This is a genomic window from Streptomyces sp. NPDC001914 (genome assembly GCF_042891215.1).
Taxonomy (GTDB): Bacteria; Actinomycetota; Actinomycetes; order Streptomycetales; family Streptomycetaceae; genus Streptomyces.
Genome location: NZ_JBIASW010000015.1, coordinates 22,748 through 39,505, shown reverse-complemented (window position 1 = coordinate 39,505; position 16,758 = coordinate 22,748). Strand labels below are relative to the sequence as shown.

The window sequence follows — 16,758 nt, the reverse complement described above, 5'->3', positions numbered from 1 at the left end:
CCGGCCCGCCGGGGCCGCGTCCGCCGTGTCCCCGTGTCGCCACCGGCGCTGACCTGCGGATCAGTAGAGCGGGCGGCCCCGCCGCGGCCGCCCGCCGCCGGACACCCGGGTCCCACGGTCTCCGGCGACGCACGCTCGCACGTACGTTCCCGCCGGGGCTCCGCGACGCGCCCGGGCACCGCCGGACACGAGGAGAGACGGTGGGAAAGAGGGACGCCCTGTCTTCCGGGCCGCGCGGTGCGGCCACAATGGGAGCATGAGCGACAGTCCAGCCCCCCTCGCTGATCCGCATCTCGTCTTCGACCCCGTGAACGGAGTCCGGGATGTCGTGATCCTCGGATCCACCGGCTCGATCGGCACCCAGGCCATCGACCTCGTGCTGCGCAACCCCGACCGGTTCCGGGTCACCGCGCTGTCCGCCGCCGGCGGCAGGGTCGCCCTGCTCGCCGAGCAGGCCCACCGGCTGCGGGTCAGGACGGTCGCCGTGGCACGGGAGGACGCTGTCCCGGCGCTCAGGGAGGCCCTCACCGCTCGGTACGCACCCGGTGAGACCCTTCCCGAGATCCTCGCCGGACCCGACGCGGCCACCCAGGTCGCCGCGTCGCACTGCCACACCGTCCTCAACGGCATCACCGGTTCCATCGGCCTCGCGCCCACCCTCGCCGCGCTGGAGGCGGGCCGCACCCTCGCGCTCGCCAACAAGGAGTCGCTCATCGTCGGCGGTCCGCTGGTGAAGGCGCTGGCGAAGCCCGGCCAGATCATCCCGGTCGACTCCGAGCACGCGGCCCTGTTCCAGGCGCTGGCCTCCGGCACGCGCGCGGATGTGCGCAAGCTCGTCGTGACCGCCTCCGGAGGCCCGTTCCGCGGCCGTACGAAGGCGGAGCTGGCGGACGTGAAGCCGGCCGACGCCCTCGCGCACCCCACCTGGGCCATGGGGCCGGTCATCACCGTCAACTCCGCGACCCTGGTCAACAAGGGACTGGAAGTCATCGAGGCGCACCTCCTCTACGACATTCCCTTCGACCGCATTGAGGTGGTCGTGCACCCGCAGTCGTATGTCCACTCGATGGTGGAATTCACGGACGGCTCGACGATCGCGCAGGCGACGCCCCCCGACATGCGGGGGCCCATCGCCATCGGTGTCGGCTGGCCCGAGCGCGTCCCGGACGCGGCGCCCGCCTTCGACTGGACGAAGGCGTCGAGCTGGGAGTTCTTCCCGCTCGACAACGACGCCTTCCCGTCCGTGGGACTCGCCCGGCACGTGGGGCAGCTCGCGGGCACGGCCCCGGCGGTGTTCAATGCCGCCAACGAGGAGTGTGTGGACGCGTTCCTGAACGGCACACTGCCGTTCAACGGGATCATGGAGACCGTCACCCGGGTCGTCGAGGAACACGGCACACCGCGTACGGGAACTTCCCTGACCCTCGCGGACGTCCTCGAAGCGGAGACCTGGGCGCGCGCCCGGGCCCGTGAACTGACGGCACAGACGACAATCGCGGAGGCTCGTGCATGACGACCCTGATGATGATCCTCGGCATAGTCGTCTTCGTGGTCGGCCTGCTGATCTCGATCGCGTGGCACGAGCTGGGACATCTGTCGACGGCCAAACTGTTCGGCATCCGGGTGCCGCAGTACATGGTCGGCTTCGGGCCGACCATCTGGTCGCGTAAGAAGGGCGAGACCGAGTACGGCGTCAAGGCCGTTCCGCTCGGCGGCTACATCCGCATGATCGGGATGTTCCCGCCCGGCCCCGACGGCCGGATCGAGGCCCGCTCGACGTCCCCCTTCCGGGGCATGATCGAGGACGCCCGGTCGGCCGCCTTCGAGGAACTGAAGCCCGGGGACGACACCCGCCTCTTCTACACGCGCAAGCCGTGGAAGCGCGTGATCGTGATGTTCGCCGGCCCCTTCATGAACCTGATCCTGGCCGTCGCGATCTTCCTCGGCGTGATGATGACGTTCGGCGTCCAGGCCCAGACCACCACGGTCGGCAAGGTCTCCGACTGCGTCATCCAGCAGAGCGAGAACCGCACGAAGTGCGCGAAGGACGACCAGGCGGCGCCGGCCAAGGCCGCGGGGCTGCGGGGCGGCGACAAGATCGTGGCGTTCGACGGCAAGGCGGTCGACGACTGGTCGGCCCTCCAGTCCGACATCCGGGCCAACCCCGGCAAGGACGTCACGATCACCGTCGAGCGCAAGGGGCAGCAGGTCGACCTGAAGGCCCACCTGATCAAGAACCAGGTGAGCAAGACCGACGGCAACGGCGGCTACGTCGAGGGCAAGTACGTGTACGCCGGCTTCCTCGGCTTCACGCCCGCCACCGGCATCGTCGAGCAGTCCTTCGGCCAGTCCGTGGACCGCATGGGCGACATGATGCAGAACGGCGTCGAGTCCCTGGTGGCGCTGCCCGGCAAGGTGCCCGACCTGTGGGACGCGGCCTTCGGTGACGGCCCGCGCAAGGCCGACTCCCCGATGGGCGTGGTCGGCGCGGCCCGCATCGGCGGCGACGTCTTCACCCTGGACATCCCCGCGTCGCAGCAGGTCGCGATGATGCTCCTGCTCGTCGCCGGGTTCAACCTCTCCCTGTTCCTGTTCAACATGCTCCCGCTGCTCCCGCTCGACGGCGGGCACATCGCGGGTGCCCTGTGGGAGTCCCTGCGGCGGAACCTCGCCCGGGTGCTGCGCCGCCCGGACCCGGGACCGTTCGACGTGGCGAAGCTGATGCCGGTGGCCTACGTGGTGGCCGGGATCTTCGTCTGCTTCACGATCCTCGTCCTCATCGCGGACGTCGTAAACCCGGTGAAAATCTCTTAGTCATACCGCGTTGGCGACGGCCGGGCACCCTGGGGTGTCCGGCCGTCTTCCATTGAGTGGGTTTGAGAGCCGGGGGCGTGATGTGCCCGCCGGCACGCTCGTACCGTAATCTCGAAGCCCGGAGCCCACGATTTCCGGGACCTTGATCCATAACTTGGGGTTGCACAGCAGATGACTGCGATTTCTCTCGGCATGCCGTCCGTTCCGACCAAGCTGGCCGAGCGCCGCAAGACCCGGCAGATCCAGGTCGGGACCGTGGCCGTGGGCGGAGACGCACCCGTCTCGGTGCAGTCGATGACGACCACGCGTACGTCGGACATCGGCGCCACGCTCCAGCAGATCGCCGAGCTGACCGCGTCCGGCTGCCAGATCGTGCGGGTCGCCTGTCCGACCCAGGACGACGCCGACGCGCTCGCCACGATCGCCAGGAAGTCCCAGATCCCCGTCATCGCGGACATCCACTTCCAGCCGAAGTACGTCTTCGCCGCGATCGAGGCCGGCTGCGCGGCCGTCCGCGTCAACCCCGGCAACATCAAGCAGTTCGACGACCAGGTCAAGGAGATCGCGCGGGCCGCGAAGGACACCGGCACCCCGATCCGCATCGGCGTCAACGCGGGCTCCCTCGACAAGCGGCTGCTCCAGAAGTACGGCAAGGCCACGCCCGAGGCGCTGGTCGAGTCCGCGCTGTGGGAGGCGTCCCTCTTCGAGGAGCACGACTTCCGTGACATCAAGATCTCGGTCAAGCACAACGACCCGGTCGTCATGGTCAACGCCTACCGTCAGCTCGCCGCCGCCTGCGACTACCCGCTGCACCTCGGCGTGACCGAGGCCGGCCCCGCCTTCCAGGGCACCATCAAGTCGGCCGTCGCCTTCGGCGCCCTGCTCTCCGAGGGCATCGGCGACACCATCCGCGTCTCCCTGTCGGCCCCGCCGGTCGAGGAGGTCAAGGTCGGCCTGCAGATCCTCCAGTCGCTGAACCTGCGCCAGCGCGGCCTGGAGATCGTCTCCTGCCCGTCCTGCGGCCGCGCCCAGGTCGACGTCTACAAGTTGGCCGAAGAGGTGACCGCCGGCCTCACCGGCATGGAGGTCCCGCTCCGCGTCGCCGTCATGGGCTGTGTCGTGAACGGTCCCGGCGAGGCCCGCGAGGCCGACCTCGGCGTCGCCTCCGGCAACGGCAAGGGCCAGATCTTCGTCAAGGGCGAGGTCATCAAGACCGTCCCCGAGTCGAAGATCGTGGAGACCCTGATCGAAGAGGCGATGAAGCTCGCCGAGCAGATGGAGGCCGACGGCGTCGCGTCCGGCGAGCCCTCGGTGTCCGTGGCGGGCTGACCCCCCAGCAGTTCCGTACGAGGCCCACGGGCCCCGCGCATCCAGTACGAGGCCCACGGGCCCCGTGCATCCAGGAACCCCCGCGATCCGTCACCGGACCGGCGGGGTTCCCGGGAGGACGCGGGGACCCGCGGGCCTCTGCCGTTCCGGCCCCCCTTGGGCGCTCCCCGCGTCCAGCCCGCGCCCCGCCCTCCTCTGCGCCCCCCGCCGAAGGCGGATCCCGCTCCGCCCCGGCCCGGTGCTGGCCCGTCGACAGGCGCGGTGCCGGTTCGAGGGTGACGATGGGGCGGGGCGGGGGCGCCGGACGCACGGACCGGCGTGGGTTTCCGCAGGCACGGACGAAGGGCGGCGCTCAGCCGCCCGCGCACGCGACCGTACGGCCGAGTCGTTCGGCCGAGGAGGCACACCATGACCGCTGACGGAGAAGTGCGGGGAACGCCCCGCGGGCCGGGCATCGCCGACCAGACGGTCGTGGTGATCGGGGCCAGCGCGGGCATCGGACGGGAGACGTCCCGGCAGGTGCGCGCCGGCGGCGGGCACCTCGTCCTGGTCGGCCGGAATCCCGACCGCCTGGAGGAGGCGGCACGCGAACTCCAGCCGGTCGCCACCGCGGCCTTCGACGCGAGCGACACCGTCCGCCTCGCGGAGTTCTTCGAGGAGCTGCCCGGCCCGGTCGACCACATCCTGCTCACCGCGGGGAAACCGGCCTACATGCCCCTGGACGAGATGAACGTGGACGACGCGAGCCGGGCGTTCGCCCAGCGCCTGTCCATGACCCTCGGCGTCGCCCTCGGCAGCCGGGACAAGGTGCGGGCCGGAGGCACCCTGATCTTCATCGGCGGCACCGGCGGCCGCAGGCCCGGCCCCGGCATGTCGATCGTCGGCGCCATGACCGCGGCCCTGCCCGCCCTCACCGCCAACCTGGCACTCGAACTCGCACCGATCCGGGCGAACCTCATCGCCCCCGGATTCGTCGACACCCCCCTGTCCGCCTCGCTGCTCGGCGACCGGCTCGAAGCGCGGCGGGACGAACTGCGCCGCACGCTTCCCATCCGCCGGGTCGTGGGCCCCGAGGACGTGGCCGCCCTCGCCGTCCACGTCATGGTCAACGAAGCGCTCACGGGAGCGACCTTCGACGTGGACGGCGGTCAGCAGCTCGTGGCCAGGTGAGAGGCCCCCTCCGTCAGGACGAGGGGCGGCGGGCCACAAGCACGCCAGGTACAGTGCGCAGATCAGCAGATCCCAGGGTGAGGCCCCCGCACGTGTTGACCCAGACCACCACCAGGGTCCTCGAACCGAGTGACCTGGACGCCGCGCTCGCCGTCCTCGGCCGTGAGCCGGTGGCGAACGCCTTCGTCACCTCCCGAGTACAGATCGCCGGACTCGACCCATGGCGGCTCGGCGGCGAGATGTGGGGCTGGTACGAGGACGGCATGCTGCAGTCCCTCTGCTACGCGGGCGCCAACCTCGTCCCGATCTGCGCCACCCCCCGCGCCGTACGCGGCTTCGCCGACCGCGCCCGCAGAAGCGGCCGCCGCTGCTCCTCGATCGTCGGGCCCGCCGAACCCACGGCACAGCTGTGGCGGCTGCTCGAACCGAGCTGGGGCCCCGCCCGCGAGATCCGCGCCCACCAGCCGCTGATGGTCACCGACCGGCTGCCCGCCGAGATCACCCCGGATCCGTACGTCCGCCGCATCCGCAAGGACGAGATGGAGACGATCATGCCGGCGTGCGTCGCCATGTTCACCGAGGAGGTCGGCGTCTCCCCGTTGGCCGGCGACGGCGGCCTGCTCTACCAGGCCCGCGTCGCCGAACTCGTCGGCTCCGGCCGGTCCTTCGCCCGCCTCGACCGGGACGGCAACGTCGTCTTCAAGGCGGAGATCGGCGCGGCGACCGCCGAGGCCTGCCAGATCCAGGGCGTGTGGGTGGCCCCCGAGTACCGCGGCCGGGGACTCGCGGCCCCCGGCATGGCCGCCGTGCTGCGCTACGCCCTCGCCGACGTCGCCCCGGTCGTCAGCCTCTACGTCAACGACTTCAACACGGCGGCCAGGGCGACGTACCGCCGCGTCGGCTTCCAGGAGACCGGCGCGTTCATGAGCGTCCTGTTCTGACGCCCGGCACCGGCCCGTCGGCACCTCACGCGTCACACGGTCCGCCAGGTAGTCTCCCGGCATGCTGCGCTTTCCCGGTCACGGCCACCGCGACGCCGACGACGTGGTCATCGGCCCGCTCGACCTCGCCGCGCGCGTCGACGAGGCGCTCGCCGTGCAGGCGCTCGCCTTCGGGCTCGGCGCCGACGAGATCGCCGTGCGCCGCCAGATCGTGCTGCGCCACCTCACCTACCCGGGAGCCCACGCGCTCGGCGCCACCACCGTCGACGGACGGCTCGTCGGCTTCGTCTACGGCATGCCCAACGACCGCGCGCACTGGTGGTCCACCGTCGTCGAACCGTATCTGCGCGGCCAGGGCCACGACGGCTGGCTCGACGACTCCTTCGTGATCACCGAACTGCACGTCCACCCCCGGTTCCAGAACCGGGGCGTCGGCCGCACCCTGATCACCTCCATCACGGACACGGCGGCCGAACCCCGCTCGATCCTCTCCGCGATCGACATCGACAGCCCGGCCCGCGGCCTGTACCGCTCCCTCGGCTACGAGGACCTCGCACGGCAGGTCCTGTTCCCCAGCGCACCCAAGCCGTACGCCGTCATGGGCGCCCCGTTGCCCCTGCGACACCCCTAATGGATTTCCGGGGACGGCCGCTGCCCGGCTAACCTCCAGGCATCACCCTTACGCAGCAGGAGTCGAGAACCATGGCCCAGGTCCAGCGCATGTCCCGTTTGATGGTCAAGACATTGCGTGACGACCCGGCGGACGCCGAGACGCTCAACCACAAGCTGCTCGTCCGCGCCGGTTACGTACGGCGCAACGCCGCGGGCATCTGGACCTGGCTGCCGCTCGGCAAGAAGGTCCTCGACAACATCTCCCGCGTGGTCCGCGAGGAGATGGACGCGATCGGCGCCCAGGAGGTCCTCCTGCCGGCCCTGCTGCCCAAGGAGCCCTACGAGGCCTCGGCCCGCTGGGAGGAGTACGGCGACCTGCTCTTCCGCCTCAAGGACCGCAAGGGCGCCGAGTACCTGCTCGGTCCGACGCACGAGGAGATCTTCACGCTGATCGTGAAGGACCAGGTGGCCTCGTACAAGGACCTGCCGGTCATGCTCTACCAGATCCAGACGAAGTACCGCGACGAGGCCCGCCCGCGCGCCGGCGTGCTGCGCGGCCGCGAGTTCCAGATGAAGGACTCGTACTCCTTCGACATCACGGACGAGGGGCTCGCCGAGTCCTACCGCCTGCACCGCGAGGCCTACCAGAAGATCTTCGCGCGTCTCGGCCTGGACTACCGCATCGTGTCCGCCGTCTCCGGCGCCATGGGCGGCTCGGCCTCCGAGGAGTTCCTCGCGCCCGCCCCCGCCGGCGAGGACACCTTCGTGGACTGCCCGGCCTGCGACTACGCCGCCAACACGGAGGCCGTGACCTTCAAGCTCACGCCCGTCTCCGGGGAGCACGGCGCGGTCGAGGAGCTGGACACCCCCGACACCCCGACCATCGAGACGCTGGCCGAGCACCTCGGTGTGCCCGCCTCCGCGACCCTGAAGAACCTGCTGGTCAAGGTCGACGGCGAGATCGTCGCCGTGGGCGTTCCCGGCAACCGCGAGGTCGACCTCGGCAAGCTGGGCGAGCACCTCGCCCCGGCCGTCGTCGAACTCGTCACGGCCGAGGACTTCGAGGGCCGCACCGACCTCGTACGCGGCTACGTGGGCCCGCAGGGCCTGGAGAAGGTCCGCTACATCGCCGACCCGCGCGTCGCCCCCGGCACCGCCTGGATCACCGGCGCCAACAAGATCAACACGCACGCGAAGAACGTCGTGGCCGGCCGTGACTTCGAGGTCGACGACTACCTGGACGTCGTCGTGGTGGAAGAGGGCGACCCCTGCCCGAAGTGCGGGGCCGGCCTCAAGCTGGACCGTGCCATCGAGATCGGCCACATCTTCCAGCTCGGCCGCAAGTACGCCGACACCTTCGGCCTCGACGTGCTCGGACAGCAGGGCAAGCCGGTCCGCGTGACCATGGGCTCGTACGGCATCGGCGTCTCCCGCGCCGTCGCCGCGCTGGCCGAGCAGTCGGCGGACGAGCAGGGCCTGTGCTGGCCCAAGGAGATCGCTCCGGCCGACGTGCACGTGGTCGCCGCGGGCAAGGCCCTCCAGACCGAGCTGGCGCTCGACGTGTCCGAGAAGCTGGCCGCCGCCGGCGTCCGCGTCCTGGTCGACGACCGTGCCGGTGTCTCCCCGGGCGTGAAATTCACCGACGCGGAGCTCATCGGCGTCCCGAAGATCCTCGTCGCCGGCCGTCGCTCGGCCGAGGGCGTCGTGGAGCTGAAGGACCGCCGCACCGGCGAGCGCGAGGAGCTGACCGTCGAAGAGGCGATCGCCCGCCTGACGGCGTAGCCGCTCACCTCCCGGTGCCCCGTGCCTCCTCCCCGGAGGCACGGGGCACCGGCGCGTCGCCGTCCGTGAGCCGTACCCCTTCGGGGGCCGCGAGGGGCCGGGGCACGGCCCGGGTCCGCCGCATGCCGTTCGCCCGGGAGGGAGTCGGCGTGCCGGGCCCGCTGACGGGTCGGGGCGCTCCGCGTGTGCGGGCCGCGCGCCCGTCGGGGGCCGCGGAGGCCGTGGCGGGGTTCCCGGGCCCGCCGCTCATGCCCTTCGCCGGGGGAGTCGGGCGTGCCCGGTCCGACGGCGGGGCGGGGCGGGGTGGGGTGGGGTGTGGCGTGCGCGGGGAGCACCGTCCGCGCCGGCGGGTCGGCACGGCGTCCGGGCGCCCGGCCGGATCAGGTCCGTCGCCGTCCTGCCCGCGGTCGGGACCGGCACCGTGGGCCGGCCGGTGCTCAGAGCCAGCCGGCGAATTCCAGGAGCAGTTCGGAGTCCTGCGGGCGGCCGACGCGGGCCGCCCGGACACCCGACTCGACCGCGCGGAACAGGGTCCAGCCGCGCAGCCGCGCCTGGTCCACCTCCAGGGACTCGGCGAGCCGCTTGATCCGGCGCCGGGTGATCGAGGGCCCCGAGGGCGACGCGATCAGGTCCTCCACCCGGTCGCGGACCAGCCGGGCCAGGTCGAACGCGCACTCGCCGACCACCGGGTCCGGCCCCACCGCCAGCCAGGGCACCCGCTCACCGGCGAGCACCTTGCTCTGCCGGAACGTGCCGTGCAGCAGCAGCGCCTCGCCCGGCTGGGCCAGCAGTTCCTCGCGCGCCGCGAGCGCCGCGTCGACGAGGGCCGCGGCCTCGGCACCCGTACCCGCCGCCACGGTGGCCCGCATGGCCTCGGCCTGCCGCCCGGTCCGCTCCGCCACGGTCTCGAAGACGGGCTCGGCGGGTGGCTCGACCCACAGCCGCCGCAGCGTCCCCGCCGCCTCCAGCAGCGCCTTCGCCTCGGGCAGCGACCGCACCGAGACGTCCGGGTGCAGCCGTTCGAGCAGCAGGACGCCATCGGTCCCGGAGTCGTCCTGGGGGGCGTCGGCGTCGAGAAGACGGACCGCGCCGCGGCCCTCCCAGTGGGCGAGCGCGGCCCGCTCGGCCTCCGGGCGCGCCCGCTCCGGCGCCAGCTTCAGCACGGCGGGTGTGCCGTCGGCCCGGCGCACCAGGACGACCAGACTGCTGCGCCCGCCCGGCGCCTGCACCCGGTCCACGGTCAACTCGCGCAGCGCGACGGCCCGTCGGGCCAGCTCGGGCAGGCTCTCCAGCCACTCGTCGGCCTCGTCGGCGCCCTCGGGCCCGCTGCGGCGGGTCTCGCCGAGCGCCCGGAGGAGGCGCTGCGGCGGTTCGAAGGCCATGCGCGAGTCCATGCGCGAGTCGTTCCCTTCCAAGGTCGCGTTACGTCGGCGAGGGTGCCGTGGCGGACGGGGTGCCCGCCCGCTCGGCGAGCCCAGGGAAGGCTACGCTCTCGCCGCTCCAGCGGACCGCCCGGACGGCGGCCTCCCGGAGCGCACCGGCCGCCATGCGCCGCCGGTCGTCCGCGGCGGCGCGCACGAGGTCGGAGTACACGTCGGCGACGCGTTCCTCCAGTTCGGCCGCGAACCGTATGGCCGCCGCGGTGTCCGTGACCGGGAACGGCAGCATGTACGCGGCCGAAGCGGCCTCGGGTTCGGCGCCCATGTCCTTTACCTCGCGCGTCAGTTGGTCCCGCCGCGCCCGGTGGGCCTCGTACGCCGACCGGGCGTCCGACTGGCGGGCCGTGCCGATCCGGGCGCCCACGACGCCGTAGCCGTAGACGGCCGCGTGCTCGGCGGCGAGCGCGGCCTGCAGGGCCTTGAGCTCGGCTTCCTCGGACTTGCTCCGCTTGCTCATTTCGCCGCCTTCGTCAGCAGGAACGCGTGGGCCGCACCGGCCGCCGCCACGGAGGCGAGCAGCCGGGCGAGTTCGCCGGGAACCTCCACCAGGGCGCGGGTCCGTTCGTCCGCGAGCTTCAGCTCGGCGGAGGCGAGGTCGGCGAGCGCGTCCTTGGGCCGGGCCGGCACACCGGGGGAGGCCCCGGCCGAAGCCGGAGCCGAAGCCGAAGCGGAACTGGACGCCGAACCCGAAGCCGAGCCGGATGGCGGGCTCGCGGCGGACGCCGACTCCGAAGCCGAGGCCGACGAGGAGGCGGACGGGGACCCGGCCGGGGAAGCCGACGCGGACCCCGACGCGGACCCCGACGCCCCCGCGCTGCCGCCCCCGAACGCCGTCGTGTGCCGGACGACCTCCGCCCGCAGCGGTTCGAGCCGTTCCGCCAGCTGCGGATGGGCGGCGATCACCGCGGTGTACCGGTCGGAGAGCGTCATGCTGTCCCGGGCCGCACGGGCGCGGGCCCGGTCCGCGAGCGAGGGGCTCCCGCCGGTCGTGTCGCCGGGCGACTCGGGAGCGGCGGAACAGCCCGCGAGCGCGAAGGCACCCGCGGCGGCCGCGAGCAGGGTCCTTCGGCGCGGACCCGACGGGGTGCGCGACGGCAGGGGGAACGACACGGCAGACGTCCTCGGAGGGCTCGTACGAATGTATGGGCGAACTGCCCGTGATCACGGTACCCGCGCATCGGCCGATCACGGCCCAGCGGCTCTCCTCCAACTGTCCACGGCGCGATTTCGGGGAGCCCCGCGGGCACATGTCCGCCCCGGAGCCCCCGCCCGGTGGACGGCAACACCCTCCGCGACCGGATACCCTTTGAGCTGACACGCGACCAACCCACAACAGCACACGCGGCCGAGGAGTCACCCGGATGAGCACGACCCAGAGCGAGAGGCTTCGAGAACTCCTGGATCCGCTCGTGAGCTCCCAGGGCCTCGATCTCGAAGAGATCGAAGTGGAGTCCGTAGGCCGTAAGCGTGTACTGCGCGTCGTCGTGGATTCGGACGAAGGTGCCGACCTGGACGCGATCGCCGATGTGAGCCGCGCGCTCTCGGCGAAGCTCGACGAGACCGACGTGATGGGTTCGGGTGAGTACACCCTCGAGGTCGGAACCCCCGGTGCCGAGCGCGAGCTCAAGGAGCACCGTCATTACGTACGCGCCACCGACCGCCTGGTGAAGTTCCAGCTGGCGGAGGACGGCGAACTGCTCGCCAGGATCGTGCGGGTCGAGGAGGACGGTCTCGACGTCGAGGTGCCGGGCGTGAAGGGGCGCAAGCCCACCGCCAGGCGGCTCGCCTTCGCGGACATCGTCAAGGCCCGCGTCCAGGTCGAGTTCAACCGCAAGGACAAGAAGGAAGAGGAGGCGTAGCCGTGGACATCGACATGAGTGCCCTGCGGGGTTTGGTGCGGGAGAAGGAGATCTCCTTCGACCTGCTGGTCGAGGCGATCGAGTCGGCCCTCCTCATCGCCTACCACCGCACCGAGGGAAGCCGCCGGCGCGCGCGCGTGAAACTCGACCGGGAGACCGGCCATGTGACCGTGTGGGCGAAGGAGGACCCCGAGGACCTGGAGGAGGGGCAGGAGGCCCGCGAGTTCGACGACACCCCCTCGGGGTTCGGCCGGATCGCCGCCACCACCGCCAAGCAGGTCATCCTGCAGCGCCTGCGGGACGCCGAGGACGACGCGACCCTCGGCGAGTACGCGGGCCGCGAGGGCGACATCGTCACCGGTGTGGTCCAGCAGGGCCGCGACCCGAAGAACGTGCTCGTCGACATCGGCAAGCTGGAGGCCATCCTGCCGGTGCAGGAGCAGGTCCCCGGCGAGACCTACGAGCACGGCCTGCGCCTGCGCTCGTACGTCGTACGGGTGGCCAAGGGTGTCCGCGGTCCGTCCGTGACCCTGTCCCGTACGCACCCCAACCTCGTGAAGAAGCTCTTCGCGCTGGAGGTGCCGGAGATCGCCGACGGTTCCGTCGAGATCGCCGCCATCGCCCGTGAGGCCGGCCACCGCACGAAGATCGCCGTCCGGTCCAACCGCAGCGGTCTGAACGCCAAGGGTGCCTGCATCGGCCCGATGGGCGGCCGGGTGCGCAACGTGATGGCCGAGCTGAACGGCGAGAAGATCGACATCGTCGACTGGTCGGACGACCCGGCGGACATGGTGGCCAACGCGCTGTCCCCGGCCCGCGTCTCCAAGGTCGAGGTCGTGGACCTCGCGGCCCGCTCCGCGCGCGTGACGGTTCCCGACTACCAGCTGTCGCTGGCCATCGGCAAGGAGGGCCAGAACGCCCGCCTCGCCGCGCGCCTCACGGGCTGGCGGATCGACATCCGTCCGGACACCGAGCAGCCCGCCGAGCAGCGCGGGGAATAGACCGGGAATAGATCCGGCCCGCGCAACGCTTACATCACGACAACAACCGTTCGATTCTTGCCCCAAAGGGGTGAGGTCGGTACGGGGAGGTAGACTTAAGAGTGTCTGGCCGGACGCGAGCCCGCGCATGCCCTGAACGCACCTGTGTGGGGTGCCGGGAGCGAGCGGCCAAGAGAGACTTGCTGCGCATCGTGGCGGTCGAGGGCGCGTGCGTCCCCGATCATCGCGGTACGCTGCCTGGTCGGGGTGCGTACGTGCATCCCGTTCTGGTCTGTCTCGATCTGGCGGTCCGCCGCCGGGCGATCCCGCGGGCGCTGCGCGCTCCGGGACCGCTCGACACCGTGGCGTTGCGCCTCTACGTCGAGCAGGCGACACCGTAGGACGAGTCGTGCGGGACCCCCGTGCGGCCCTGGTATTCCGCGAGTTGGAAGTAGGTCGAGATTGCGATGAGCACTCGATGAGCACGCGATGAGTACGCCCATGAAGTAGCGACGGTCCGGACGCAGACCCGGACCTAAAAGGAGCGAAGTGGCTAAGGTCCGGGTATACGAACTCGCCAAGGAGTTCGGCGTAGAGAGCAAGGTCGTCATGGCCAAGCTCCAAGAACTCGGTGAATTCGTCCGTTCGGCGTCCTCGACGATCGAGGCGCCCGTCGTACGCAAACTGACAGATGCCCTCCAGCAGGGCAACGGTGGCGGCAAGCCCGCCCCGCGCAAGGCTGCCCCGGCCAAGCCGGGCGCCCCCTCTCCGGCGCAGGCTGCCCGTCCGGCCGCCCCGCGCCCGGCGGCCCCGAAGCCGGCCGCGGCCGAGAAGCCCGCGGCCGCTCCGGTGACCCCGGCGGCCTCGGGCCCGCGCCCGACTCCGGGTCCCAAGCCGGCGCCGAAGCCCGCTCCGGCGGCTCCGGCCCCGGTCGCGGCCGAGTTCACCGCGCCCCCGTCGGCGCCGGCCGCGCCGCAGACCCCCTCGGCTCCCGCCGCGGGTCCCCGTCCGGGCGCCCCGCGTCCCGCCGGTCAGGCTCCGCGTCCCGGTGCCCGTCCGGCCGGTGGCCCCGGCCAGGGTGGTCAGGGCCGTGGCGACCGTCCCGAGCGCGGCGACCGTCAGGGCGCCCCGCGTCCCGGCGGCCAGGCCCCGCGTCCGGGTGCCCGTCCGGCCGGTCCCCGTCCGGGCAACAACCCGTTCACCTCTGGTGGCTCCACCGGCATGGCGCGCCCGCAGGCGCCCCGTCCGGGCGGTGCCCCGCGTCCCGGTGGCGCCGGCGCCCCCGGCGGCCCGCGCCCCCAGGGCCCGGGCGGCCAGGACCGTGCTCCCCGTCCCCAGGGCGGTCCCGGCGGCGCTCCGCGTCCGCAGGGCGGTCCGGGCGGTGCCCGTCCCACCCCGGGCGGCATGCCCCGTCCGCAGGCTCCGCGTCCCGGCGGCGGTCCGGGCGGTAACCGTCCGAACCCCGGCATGATGCCTCAGCGTCCGGCCGCGGGCAGCCCGCGTCCCGGCGGCGGCCCCGGTGGCCGTGGTCCGGGTGCCGGTGGCGGTCGTCCCGGCGGTCCCGGCGGTCGTCCGGGCGGCGGCTTCGCCGGCCGTCCGGCAGGTCCCGGTGGCGGTGGCGGCGGCTTCGCCGGTCGTCCCGGTGGTCCCGGTGGCGGTGGCGGCGGTTTCGCCGGTCGTCCCGGTGGTCCCGGTGGCGGCGGTGGCCGTCCCGGCTTCGGCGGTCGTCCCGGTGGTCCCGGTGGCCGTGGTGGCACGCAGGGTGCGTTCGGCCGTCCCGGCGGTCCGGCGCGTCGTGGACGCAAGTCGAAGCGGCAGAGGCGCCAGGAGTACGAGGCCATGCAGGCCCCGTCGGTCGGCGGCGTGATGCTGCCTCGCGGCAACGGACAGAGCGTCCGCCTGTCGCGCGGTGCCTCCCTCACCGACTTCGCGGAGAAGATCAACGCCAACCCGGCGTCGCTCGTCGCCGTGATGATGAACCTCGGCGAGATGGTCACTGCCACGCAGTCCGTCTCCGACGAGACCCTCCAGCTGCTCGCCGGCGAGATGAACTACGTCGTCGAGATCGTCAGCCCGGAGGAGGAGGACCGCGAGCTGCTCGAGTCCTTCGACATCGAGTTCGGCGAGGACGAGGGCGACGAGGAAGACCTCGTGGTCCGTCCGCCGGTCGTGACCGTCATGGGTCACGTCGACCACGGTAAGACCCGCCTTCTCGACACCATCCGCAAGACGAACGTCGTCGCGGGCGAGGCCGGCGGTATCACGCAGCACATCGGTGCGTACCAGGTCGCGACCGAGGTCAACGGTGAAGAGCGCAAGATCACCTTCATCGACACCCCCGGTCACGAGGCGTTCACCGCCATGCGTGCCCGTGGTGCCAAGTCGACCGACATCGCGATCCTCGTGGTGGCGGCCAACGACGGCGTGATGCCCCAGACGATCGAGGCGCTGAACCACGCCAAGGCGGCCGACGTGCCGATCGTGGTCGCGGTCAACAAGATCGACGTCGAGGGTGCCGACCCGACCAAGGTGCGCGGACAGCTCACCGAGTTCGGTCTGGTGGCCGAGGAGTACGGCGGCGACACGATGTTCGTCGACATCTCCGCCAAGCAGGGCCTCAACATCGAGAGCCTGCTGGAGGCCGTGGTCCTGACCGCGGACGCCTCGCTCGACCTGCGGGCCAACCCGGAGCAGGACGCGCAGGGTATTGCGATCGAGTCCCACCTCGACCGCGGCCGCGGTGCCGTCTCGACGGTCCTGGTCCAGCGCGGCACGCTGCGCATCGGCGACACCATGGTGGTCGGCGACGCGTACGGCCGTGTCCGGGCGATGCTCGACGACAACGGCAACAACGTCGAGGAAGCGGGTCCGTCGACCCCCGTCCTGGTCCTGGGTCTCACCAACGTCCCGGGTGCCGGCGACAACTTCCTGGTCGTCGACGAGGACCGCACGGCGCGTCAGATCGCCGAGAAGCGGGCGGCGCGCGAGCGCAACGCCAACTTCGCCCGCCGTGGTGTCCGGTTCTCCCTGGAGAACCTGGACGAGGCCCTCAAGGCCGGTCTGGTGCAGGAACTCAACCTCATCATCAAGGGCGACGCGTCCGGTTCGGTGGAGGCTCTCGAGTCCTCGCTGCTCCAGCTCGACGTCGGCGAAGAGGTCGACATCCGCGTCCTGCACCGCGGTGTGGGTGCGGTCACCGAGTCCGACATCAACCTGGCGACCGGCTCCGACGCCATCGTCATCGGCTTCAACGTCCGCGCTGCGGGCCGCGCGGCGCAGATGGCGGAGCGCGAGGGCGTCGACGTCCGGTACTACTCGGTGATCTACCAGGCCATCGAGGAGATCGAGGCGGCCCTCAAGGGCATGCTCAAGCCGGAGTACGAAGAGGTCGAGCTCGGCACGGCGGAGATCCGCGAGGTCTTCAAGTCGTCCAAGCTGGGCAACATCGCCGGTGTCCTGGTCCGCTCGGGCGAGGTCAAGCGCAACACCAAGGCGCGCCTCATCCGCGACGGCAAGGTCATCGCGGAGAACCTCAACATCTCCGGTCTGCGTCGCTTCAAGGACGACGTCACCGAGATCCGCGAAGGCTTCGAGGGTGGTATCAACCTCGGAAACTTCAACGACATCAAGGTCGACGACGTCATCGCGACGTACGAGATGCGCGAGAAGCCGCGCTCGTAAAGCGGTTCACAGGCTGGCCGGCGGTGAGCAGTCACCGCCGGCCAGCCTGGCTTTTGCCGGATCACACGCTTCCCCGTGTCCCTTCCCGGGGCGCGGGGAACTGTGTGACCAGGCCCGGAAACCCCGTCGAGCGAGCCGACGGTTCGTTGTA

The 16,758-nt window shown here is 71.9% G+C and carries 14 protein-coding genes; 11 read left to right on the top strand and 3 right to left on the bottom strand.

The features are described from left to right. The first annotated feature begins 256 nt into the window (after positions 1-256). From dxr to ACFYYF_RS32310, 7 genes are all read left to right on the top strand, one after another. A complete protein-coding gene (dxr, locus tag ACFYYF_RS32340; RefSeq protein ID WP_388781022.1) occupies positions 257-1,513 on the top strand; it encodes a 1-deoxy-D-xylulose-5-phosphate reductoisomerase in 1,257 nt (418 codons plus the stop codon). Then, positions 1,510-2,814, top strand: coding sequence for a M50 family metallopeptidase (locus ACFYYF_RS32335; protein WP_388781021.1), 1,305 nt, complete (start codon positions 1,510-1,512; stop codon positions 2,812-2,814). The genes dxr and ACFYYF_RS32335 overlap by 4 nt, the downstream gene beginning before the upstream one ends. Positions 2,815-2,985: 171 nt before the next feature. Continuing rightward, complete coding sequence (ispG, locus tag ACFYYF_RS32330; protein ID WP_361682992.1) at positions 2,986-4,143, top strand: flavodoxin-dependent (E)-4-hydroxy-3-methylbut-2-enyl-diphosphate synthase; 1,158 nt, start codon at positions 2,986-2,988, stop codon at positions 4,141-4,143. 408 nt (positions 4,144-4,551) lie between these two features. Continuing rightward, positions 4,552-5,313, top strand: coding sequence for an SDR family oxidoreductase (locus ACFYYF_RS32325; RefSeq protein ID WP_388781020.1), 762 nt, complete (start codon positions 4,552-4,554; stop codon positions 5,311-5,313). A 92-nt stretch (positions 5,314-5,405) separates the two neighbouring features. Further along, a complete protein-coding gene (locus ACFYYF_RS32320) occupies positions 5,406-6,254 on the top strand; it encodes a GNAT family N-acetyltransferase (protein WP_388781019.1) in 849 nt (282 codons plus the stop codon). A gap of 61 nt (positions 6,255-6,315) precedes the next feature. Continuing rightward, positions 6,316-6,885, top strand: coding sequence for a GNAT family N-acetyltransferase (locus tag ACFYYF_RS32315; RefSeq protein WP_361682986.1), 570 nt, complete (start codon positions 6,316-6,318; stop codon positions 6,883-6,885). A 71-nt stretch (positions 6,886-6,956) separates the two neighbouring features. Next, a complete protein-coding gene (locus ACFYYF_RS32310) occupies positions 6,957-8,648 on the top strand; it encodes a proline--tRNA ligase (RefSeq protein WP_388781018.1) in 1,692 nt (563 codons plus the stop codon). A 437-nt stretch (positions 8,649-9,085) separates the two neighbouring features. Here ACFYYF_RS32310 and ACFYYF_RS32305 read toward each other — a convergent pair whose 3' ends face one another. From ACFYYF_RS32305 to ACFYYF_RS32295, 3 genes are read right to left on the bottom strand one after another with little or no spacing between them, the layout of a single operon-like run. Continuing rightward, a complete protein-coding gene (locus tag ACFYYF_RS32305) occupies positions 9,086-10,030 on the bottom strand; it encodes an aminoglycoside phosphotransferase family protein (protein WP_388781108.1) in 945 nt (314 codons plus the stop codon). 40 nt (positions 10,031-10,070) lie between these two features. Further along, positions 10,071-10,544 carry a ferritin-like domain-containing protein gene (locus tag ACFYYF_RS32300; protein ID WP_388781017.1) on the bottom strand — a complete coding sequence of 158 codons (474 nt, stop codon included), beginning with the start codon at positions 10,542-10,544 and terminating at the stop codon, positions 10,071-10,073. Next, the gene (locus ACFYYF_RS32295; protein WP_388781016.1) at positions 10,541-11,197 is read right to left on the bottom strand and encodes a hypothetical protein; all 657 of its coding nucleotides are present in this window, start codon (positions 11,195-11,197) and stop codon (positions 10,541-10,543) included. Before ACFYYF_RS32295 ends, ACFYYF_RS32300 begins: the two co-directional genes overlap by 4 nt. A gap of 251 nt (positions 11,198-11,448) precedes the next feature. Here ACFYYF_RS32295 and rimP point away from each other — a divergent pair, with 251 nt between their 5' ends. The 4 genes from rimP to infB all read left to right on the top strand — a co-directional run bounded on the left by rimP (position 11,449) and on the right by infB (position 16,607). Next, positions 11,449-11,946, top strand: coding sequence for a ribosome maturation factor RimP (gene rimP, locus ACFYYF_RS32290; protein ID WP_388781015.1), 498 nt, complete (start codon positions 11,449-11,451; stop codon positions 11,944-11,946). 2 nt (positions 11,947-11,948) lie between these two features. Continuing rightward, positions 11,949-12,947, top strand: coding sequence for a transcription termination factor NusA (gene nusA, locus ACFYYF_RS32285; protein ID WP_037626182.1), 999 nt, complete (start codon positions 11,949-11,951; stop codon positions 12,945-12,947). 101 nt (positions 12,948-13,048) lie between these two features. Continuing rightward, positions 13,049-13,327 (top strand): YlxR family protein, encoded by a 279-nt coding sequence (locus ACFYYF_RS32280; protein WP_361682976.1) that lies wholly within the window; start codon positions 13,049-13,051, stop codon positions 13,325-13,327. A gap of 148 nt (positions 13,328-13,475) precedes the next feature. Next, positions 13,476-16,607: a translation initiation factor IF-2 gene (infB, locus tag ACFYYF_RS32275; protein WP_388781014.1), complete on the top strand. Its 3,132-nt coding sequence runs from the start codon at positions 13,476-13,478 to the stop codon at positions 16,605-16,607. Positions 16,608-16,758 lie beyond the last annotated feature (151 nt).